The organism is Leptospira kirschneri serovar Cynopteri str. 3522 CT, assembly GCF_000243695.2.
Taxonomy (GTDB): domain Bacteria; phylum Spirochaetota; class Leptospiria; order Leptospirales; family Leptospiraceae; genus Leptospira; species Leptospira kirschneri.
Genome location: NZ_AHMN02000001.1, coordinates 1 through 8830, shown reverse-complemented (window position 1 = coordinate 8830; position 8830 = coordinate 1). Strand labels below are relative to the sequence as shown.

The window sequence follows — 8830 nt, the reverse complement described above, 5'->3', positions numbered from 1 at the left end:
GGATTCCCTTTCACATACGAGAAACGGTTCCAACCTTGCGTATCAAACTCACCGTCAATCACCGAATCCGCACTGGTAAACCTCGCAATCCCAGGATCGTAAAATCTCGCATTGAAAAAATAAAACCCAGACTCTCTGTCTAACTCCTGCGAATTAAACTTAGGAGAAAAATTCAAATCTCCCCGTTGCACAAACGTCTCACCATAAGGAAGATACTGCATCAGAGAAAGAGTATTCCCCTCATCGTCTAACACGGTAGAGACGGAATCTACTTGATCAGTCAGATAATACGCAAGAGCACCCGCTTCATTCAGAGCAGCAATACGAACCTCGTTCAAATAAACGTTGTTCACACTTGAGATCACATTCTCAGACTCGATAAACTCAAGACCAAAGAACTTGCTAGGATACAAAATCTCAACGTTAGAAAAAACATTGTTCTTCGGTTCTAAAGAAGACTTCCGAATCCGAAAACCACTCTCGTCATACCAGTAACTACCCAGGATCGCATTGTTACCATCCTGAATCTGAGTAATCCTGTCTTGAGAATCGATGCTGATCCGTTTTGTTAAATCTTTAACATTGTCTCTTTGTCTTGTTAAGTTCCCATTGGCATCGTATTGCATTACAAGAGCATCCGCACCCGAACGACTCGAATCAATATTCGTAACTTGATGATTCGTGTATTGGTAACTCCAAACGTCTTGAACAGAACCACTCACAGGATCATGAAATCTCTTAGAAGATAAGTTACCATTCTTCGCATAAACAAAAGACTGTTGAAACCTTCTCGAAAGATTCCCATCCGCAATTCCCAAATAACTACCGTTAGCAGATGTTAGGCGACCCAAACCATCGTAGCCATAAACGTATTGAGTATTGAAGTCGGTCGTGTTGTTTGCAATATTTGTAATGTTGTTATTCGGATTAAATGCATATAAGACGTCTTGTAAAACCTTGTTACTACCACCCACATCCCCAGAAGAATTGAGTCTTACCATTCTCCCCTTTACGTCATAGCCGTAACTGGTTGTAATCCCGTTTCCAAGCGTAAGACTCGACGTCTGACCAAACTCGTTGTAGGAAATATTTCCAACAATGTCCTTGTTACAAAAACCAGGAAAAATACCGTTTGTATTGACTTGAACAGAAATCCCACTAATATACCCGGCGGTTCCGTAGTTGTAACAAGCCCTCATTCTTCCGTGAGAAATCGGATGTTCCGGATAGTCGATACGAGTCACACGACCCAATAAATCGTATCTAGTTTCTGTAATATACGGTCCCCCGGTTTCTGTCGGAAGAGGGTTTCCTTCTGTAGTCGCTAAAATCACTCTGGTTTCTTTCTTCACCCTTCCTAATTTGTCGTAACTAAAGGTTTTGTTTTGGTTCGAATCTTCAATTCGTACGAGTTTGCCTACAGAATTCTCACTCCCCGAAAAAGAATCATACGTATATTGAATATTCCCTTCTGGGATATTTTTAGTTAGGATTCTTCCTACACCGTCATACGTGAAAGTGGTCGTAACACCTTTTGCGTTTGTTTGAGAAGTTAAATCCCCGAAATTGTTGTAGTTGTAGGAACTCACACCTAAATCAGGATCACTTTCGGCTCGTAACTTTCCAAATGCGTCGTAACTCCAATAAGCCTGGTTTCTTCCGGAAACGTCTTTTGTGGGAACTCCTCCACTGGAACTAGGACAACTCATCAAACTGCCGTCGTTTAAATCACTCTTCTTGATTCTGTTCCCCGCGATGTCGTAACAAAATCCGATCTTGGCCCCTGTCCCGTCGGTAGAAAAGTCTTCTACATACAATACTTCCCCACTCGCATTTTTTACAGTGCGTTTACTCGTTTCGGAACTGTGAGTTTCTGTCGTTTCAAACGCAGTATTGTAGGCCGTTGTTACGACCACAGGAGAAGTTTCCCCTTCCGCAAGTGGTAGAATCGTTTTTTTTACCCGACCAATCGGATCGTATTCAAAACTTGTTGGATTTCTTTCTTCTAAATGCAGAACAAACCGGTCTATCTCTCCCGACGTTGCCCAGTTACTTTGTCCTTTACGGACTACTTTTCCGGTTCCGTCATATACAACTCTTCCCGTAATCGCAAAATTACCGTTAGACGCGGATTTGACCGTATATATGTTCCGACCCATTCCGTCCGTGTAGGTCCTACTTGTAAAGTCTGGATCTCCTGTGCCCGTCACAAACGTTGTCTTTGCACTCAGTGGAAAACTAGAGTCATAGCCGTAGTTTGCGGTTGTGAGAGTTCCCACATCCGTGTCAGAACTCGTTCGGATCAGTCTTCCAAAGTTGTCATATTCAAAATAGCTTTTGTTTCCGTTTGGATCTGTGGTTGTGGTCGGAACTCCAAACGCAGTCGAATAGTTGATTTGATGTGTGGTCGTAAGTACGACACTCCCTCCGAATTTTGTTTCCTGCGTTACAAACTGATTGAGTTCATTGTCATATTTGTAAGAGTTCCCACGCGCAGGACTAGAACTTGTATCCTTTTCAACCGTTTTGTTTCCAAAATTGTCATATTCAAATTCGGTTGTATGAGTTCCCACAGTAGAAAGTCCACTTCCTGTATAGCTACTGACACGTTTGATTAGATTTCCTCTTGTGTCGTAACTGAAAAGTGAAGTAATCTCGTGGGAACTCCCGCTGTTTGTCACACTTCGAGTCGCCCTTCTTTGGTTGGTCGTGTCGTCCGTTTCAAAATCGGTGATGGAAGTTGTGGTCGTAACACCGTGCACAGAATCACTAAAATGATCCGTGGTGGACTCGGTCTTCCGACTGATTTTAGTTCCACTGATTACTACGTCGGAGGTTTGTGTCGTAGTTCTTTGACCACTTAAAAACTTTTCGACTTTGGTCGTAACAGGAAGGTAACTTGTCACACCCGGTGCCATTGCAATTGGTTTTACATCATACGTTGTCTGGATGGTTCCGTAGTCGTTATTGTCATTCCCGATGATCTTCGTTTCTTTTTCCGCACCAGAAAGCGCACGGTTCATTAGAAAATCAGAATAAGGTGTAGTATGATACAGATGAGTTGCTCTTTCCCCATACGCTTCGTGAATGGTAAATTCAGAAAAACCAAAATAGTCAGATTCTTTTTTACCGTTTAAAAATGTAGAAAAAGCAAAACCGTTTTTGTATTCGTAGTTTTTAGTGATGATATTAGAAAAACCGTCGTCGAGTGAAACTCTAGTACAAACGCGATAGTTTGTAGGTAGGTCCGGAATATCGTCTTCCCCCGTGTTGTCAAACTTAGTAGAATTGGAATATTCAAAATCATAAATACCTCCAATTCCGTTTTTGACTTTCTCGATCACGTCTGGAACCGTTCCAGTCGAAAGTGCAAAATACCAGGTAGGTTCTTTTAAATGAAAAATTCCTACGTCTGTCAGTCCATCCCCGTTGTAGTCTCCGTGGATCCAACGAAATACATACACTTGAGAAACAAGATCAAGACGATCTAAAATTTTTGTGACTACACTCGACGGCAAAGAAACAACTTTACTCTGCAAAAGATCGTAAATTTTGTCTTCTCCGCCAGAAACCACAATCGGATTTCCACCATTGTCAAAACGGTCCGAAAAACCAACAACACCCGCGTTATATACGTTTTTTTGAATATTCGTAGAATTGATTTTAACTTTGGTAAACGAAGTCCCGTTGTCTAAGTTTTTCCCAAATACGATCTCGCCCGTGCTCGTAAGAGCATATACAATCCCCGCCGGGTTTTTTGAATCGTAGTCCGTAGTCGTGATCGGAAGTACAAACTCTCCCGTTAAACGTTTAAATTGAATCTGATTGGAAGAAATCGTTCCTAAATACCATTTGTGTGTGGTGGTTCTTCTATCTACGATTACAAGTTGTGCTTGTGTGGTTGTAAATTTCCCCGAAAAAAAACTAAATTCTTTTCTTCTCTGTCGGTTTTCGTTTGTCCCCGCTTGAAAAAGATCATTTAAGTCTGTAGCAGTTAAATCTCCATTCGGAGTAAGAATTTTTGTACCACCAAGACCCGAAAGAATAAACCGTGCGTTTCCACTGGAAGTCTGATCATCTAATATGAGAACCGACTGAGAAGTATTGTTTTCAAAATGATCTACCACAACCCCACAGTTATTTGGATCAAACTTAGTCACGTCCGTATCACTCAACAAAGCTAAATTCAAAACATCGAATGTAGTTCCGTTTGTGTTTTTAATCACAAAAAACTGATTGGTAGTTCCCTGTTTTTTGTAAAATAGAACTTCGTCTTTTAAATTGTTTGTATATCTGTCCGGTTTTCCACCAAAAAGAGTGGTAATCCCTGTTCCTTCCGGGTTAGAAGAAGTGTTTACTCGTGAGGCAAACGTGTTGCCCTGTTTCAAATTCCAAACGTTTTCCTTACGGTTAAAGATCAAAAGTTCGGGAGTAGAACTGCAGTCGTTGGAAGTAAAACAACCTCCAAATACAACCTCTCCTTTTCCAAAATTTAGATTTCCATCATATTTGTAAGAAAGTAAAATCGTCTTTGTATCGTTAGATGCACTAAAACTTGTTTTACCCGATTCTATTTTTACCTCGTCTTTAGGAAGAGGAGTTTTGAGGATCCTGTCCGGATCGGGTCCATAGCTTAGGTCGCTATATATTTTGTATCTAAATCCGTTCTGTGTCGCTTCTCCAATCCAGAATTTGCCGTCACTCTCAGAGTAAAACCCTATGTCTGTTCTTCCGTCCCCGTTAAAATCACCTTGTAGCCAACGAGTTACTGTTTTAAACTGAGGAGTTCTTGACCAAATCTTAAAATTGATTGTGCCGTCCCCTGTTTCTCCGAGCGTCCATTCTCCATTACTTCGATCGAATAGTAGAAAGTCTGAAAAACCATCTCCGTTAAAATCACCACTAAACCGGTCGTGTCCAAATAACGACTGTTCGGGTGTGGTAAACACTTTGTAGAGTTTCCACTGCATTTGAAAAGTTACGGAATCGTTTTTATTTGGATTACGATGATTTTCACCTACAAACCACTTTCCCGATCTAGAGTCATACAAAGAAATGTCCGTTCTTCCGTCTCCGTTGTAGTCTCCTACAAGAAAGTTTACTTTGTCGTGGTCTTTTCCAGGTTTTGTTAAATCATTTGTATTCGAACTATCTAAATTAGAATCCGGTGTATAATCATTTCTGAATACGTTTTGAAACTTCTTACTAACCTTAAAAATTCAAAACTTCCCCCTTTATTGAGCATCAACGTCCATTGACCGGTAGGTTCGTCAAAAAGGACACTGTCACTCAATCCATTTCCGTCGTAGTCTCCTGGGAACCATTCCATTCTAAAAATATCCGGAACAGAACTCATCAGTCTTCCGTAACTTTTAAACTGTAAAACCTTCCGTCGTGTTCTGCTACTACAAAGTCTCTGGTTTCAGGTAGATAAAAGGCAATATCACTTCTTCCGTCTGCGTTATAGTCTCCGCTTACGTTTCCTTTAAAAAAACCGGATCTTTTCTAAAGAGTCGTATCCTTGATACCGATTTGCATACAGTTTGAGGTTATATCCTCCTTCTTTTCTTCCTTCGGCCGCCTTCCAATTCCCTGACTTCGGATTAAAAAAGAGTAAATCAGAAATCCCATCTCCGTTAAAATCTCCTTCAAAGTATTGAGTGGAGTTTGGATCTTCTTCGATTTCAGATGACGTTTGGTTGACTACATTCTGCCAGGTAAGTAGTCTGTCAGAGGATTGATAAAAAAACTCTGGTTTTGTCGTATTTTTACTGGATTGTATATTTTTAATTCTAGGCCTTCCCGAATCAGTAGAAATTTCGTATTCTGGAATATACTCATACAATTTTCCTCCCCCATCCCAACCTACTTCGATTTTTTCTAGGAGTCTGTCCATTTTCATGAGGAATCCAGGAGAAGTGGAAACGTAAAAATCTTCTCTTTGTTTTGTGACAAATCTTACGTATTGTTTGGCGGATGCGCCGTTTTTAGAGTTTCCTGTATATCGTATTTCTTTTAAATAGAGATTTCTATTTTTTGAATATTCCGAATTGTCGTAATTTGCCTGTAGATAGTTTCCGTTTTTATCTTCTGTTTTTGTCAAATGCCAGCTATACGTTCTGCTGGTATCGTATGGATCGAAAATCCTACTTTCTAATCCTTCTCCGTAGATGGTTTTAGTTCCGGAAGTATCTAACACTTCCCAGACTCCCCCACTTTCTATTTGAGTCAGTTTGAATATTAGAAAGTCTTCATTTGTAATTTCTGCTCGGTAGATTCCGTTTTCGTTTGTTGTATTTCCGCTTACTTTGACGAGTTTCGTTCCGTTCCAGGTAAAACTGTCTCTTGTATCGTAGTAGAGGGCTCCGTATTCTGGAGTTCTTGTTATACTTCCAAGTCCTAAGCTCCATCCAATTCCTAACCATCCATCTCCCCCGGTAGAAGTATACGTTAGACTGAGTTTAGGTTCTATTCCTGCACGTCCGGGTAGTGTTTGGATGGGATATGTTAAACTGATATTTCCGTAGTGATTTGGTTCCGGGGGTGCCACAAAAGAAGCTCCGGCGACCGGTTCCGCTTTTGTTTCGGGGTCGTCTATCGCTTGCGCGTAGTTAGTCGATATGGAAAAGAGGTCACTTCCCTCCGGTGCGGGTGCTGATCCAGGAGATCCGTTTCCAGGACTACCACCTACCCCACTTCCAGATGAGGGGAAACTCGCTCCGTTTGGGATTCCGAGTAAGGCCCACCACCAGTTGTTAGACTTTCCTTTTTTTCCAGGCAAAATTCCACACGTTGTCGTAGTAAACAAAATACAGGAGAAGAGTAGTATATGAACATATTTGAATGTATGAGTGCGGTTTAGTTCCCAGAATATTTTTAAAGAAAACCCTTCCCATTTCTTTTGAGGAGAAGTCTTTTTTGTCTGCGCGTCCTGTTCTTTCTCTGTCTTTCTGTTTGTTTCTTCTACGTTCATCTTGTTTGCTTTTTCTTTTCGTTTTTTATTAAAAACTACAAAAGTAGCTTTTAAACTTTAGAGAATAATATTGTGGATCAGTATTTTCTAATACTCTTAAATACTGATCCACAACCGTTTTTTGAAGGGAAGCAAGAGTAGCGACAAAGAGTCTTACCGATTTGCTTTCCTTGATAGTTCTTTAATACTTGATCTTAGCTCGGATGGTATAATCCCTTTCGATCAAAGGAGACACAAAGAAGTTATTCAGTCCGTATTTCAACGAGCCTGGATTAGCCAGATCTACTTTGTAACCTCGTATTCTTTGTTGTGTTTTGTCCTGAGAAAGCCAAGTCACAAGTCCAAACCCGTTGTCTACAACAGCAGTTCCCCTGTATTGAACTCCTTCGTTGGTAGTGCTGATCTGAAATTCTTTTGGGCCATCTACTGTAAAAGTAGATATGTCACTGACCCTTCCCCAGATAGTACGTCTGGTTCCGACCATTAAATCCCAAGTAGTCAAAACTTTATTTCCTGATAAGATGGAACCTGAAAAACTAATGTTTCTGTAATCTGCGGTCATCTGTCCCTGAGACAATAACAATCCATTTGGATACAACAACTGTCCTGCTTGCAGATCTAAAACTTTTAAAAAGATGTCCTTATAATTATTCTTTCTATATGTCAGAAGTCCTTTGTCTCCAGAGGAGGTAAGTTTCAGTGAATCCACACTTCCGGATTCCACTTCAATATTCGAAGTTCCTAATAAATTGGAATTCGAAGTATCGACCCCTCTTCCTAAAATCATCCCGTCGTTTCTTCTCCAAAGCACCATTCCTCTTCCAGTAGCAGCTGCTACTTGTAGAGTATCTACTGGTCTTGTGGCTTCACTGATTAAAGTTTGATCGGAGCCGATTTTAGTTCCTGTAGTCAGGTTGTATACCGAACTGTAAACGGTATGGGAATCGCCACCGGATGATAGTCGAACATTCCAAGCATATACAAGGTGATTGTTGTCGTTTGCATTTGCTGCAATATCAATTTGATAAGCAGGAGTATTGCTAGGAACTTCCGCCAGGTAGCTTATAGTTTTAGTTCCTACAAAACTCCAAATAGAAATGTTTCCACCTTGAAATGCACCTGTATCTAAACGTAAAATACGAGCATTGGCTTGGTAAGTTTTGGTTTCTATAAATCCACAATAGCTTATTTGACAATAAGTATAAACGTCATACATCGGATTTGGTGAAGTCGTTATGGAAGGTACGAATGATGTAGCAAAGTCGTTCCAAACAATCGCAGCTCGATCATTTCCAAACACAACGTCATATGAATACGAAAAGGGAGGATTGCCTGGATACATGGTCACCATTCCCCATACAGACATCCCACCAACTGGTTGTAATCGACTTACTACTAATGTTTCATTCACTAAAGAAGTCAAAGTGGTCAAATCCCGCACCGAAGCATAGATATTGTATCCGTTATCCCATACAATCACCGCTTTTCCATTCTTTGCTTTGACGATATAATTTCCAGTAGAAGCAGTAGAATTGATGTTAAACGGATTTCCGAGCGCCTGACCTGTACTAATCTGATTGTATCTTCCAATCAGAGTCGTGCCTTGTCTCCAAACAGTCAGAGCAACGTCCCCATAATTCACTACAGACGGATGATCTAAACTCTGAGCGTTTACATCCGCACTGATTGTAAAATCTGTGTTTGTACTTTCTAAGCGATACGACTTACCACTCGGAGCCGTCAAACGAACCAAACCAGAATACAAGAAATTGCTAAAGTCTCCACCATCCGCCCAAGAATTCCAAAGAGCCACACCTTCGTTATAAATTCCCATCCAGTTGAGAGAGTTTAACTCGG

General features: G+C 40.7%; 2 pseudogenes. Both read right to left on the bottom strand.

The window, feature by feature from the left end:
• Nucleotides 1-6973 (bottom strand): annotated as a pseudogene (locus LEP1GSC049_RS02000000224375) (SpvB/TcaC N-terminal domain-containing protein); the annotation flags it as partial.
• A 181-nt stretch (nt 6974-7154) separates the two neighbouring features.
• Nucleotides 7155-8830, bottom strand: a pseudogene (locus LEP1GSC049_RS224370) (LIC12048 family lipoprotein); the annotation flags it as partial.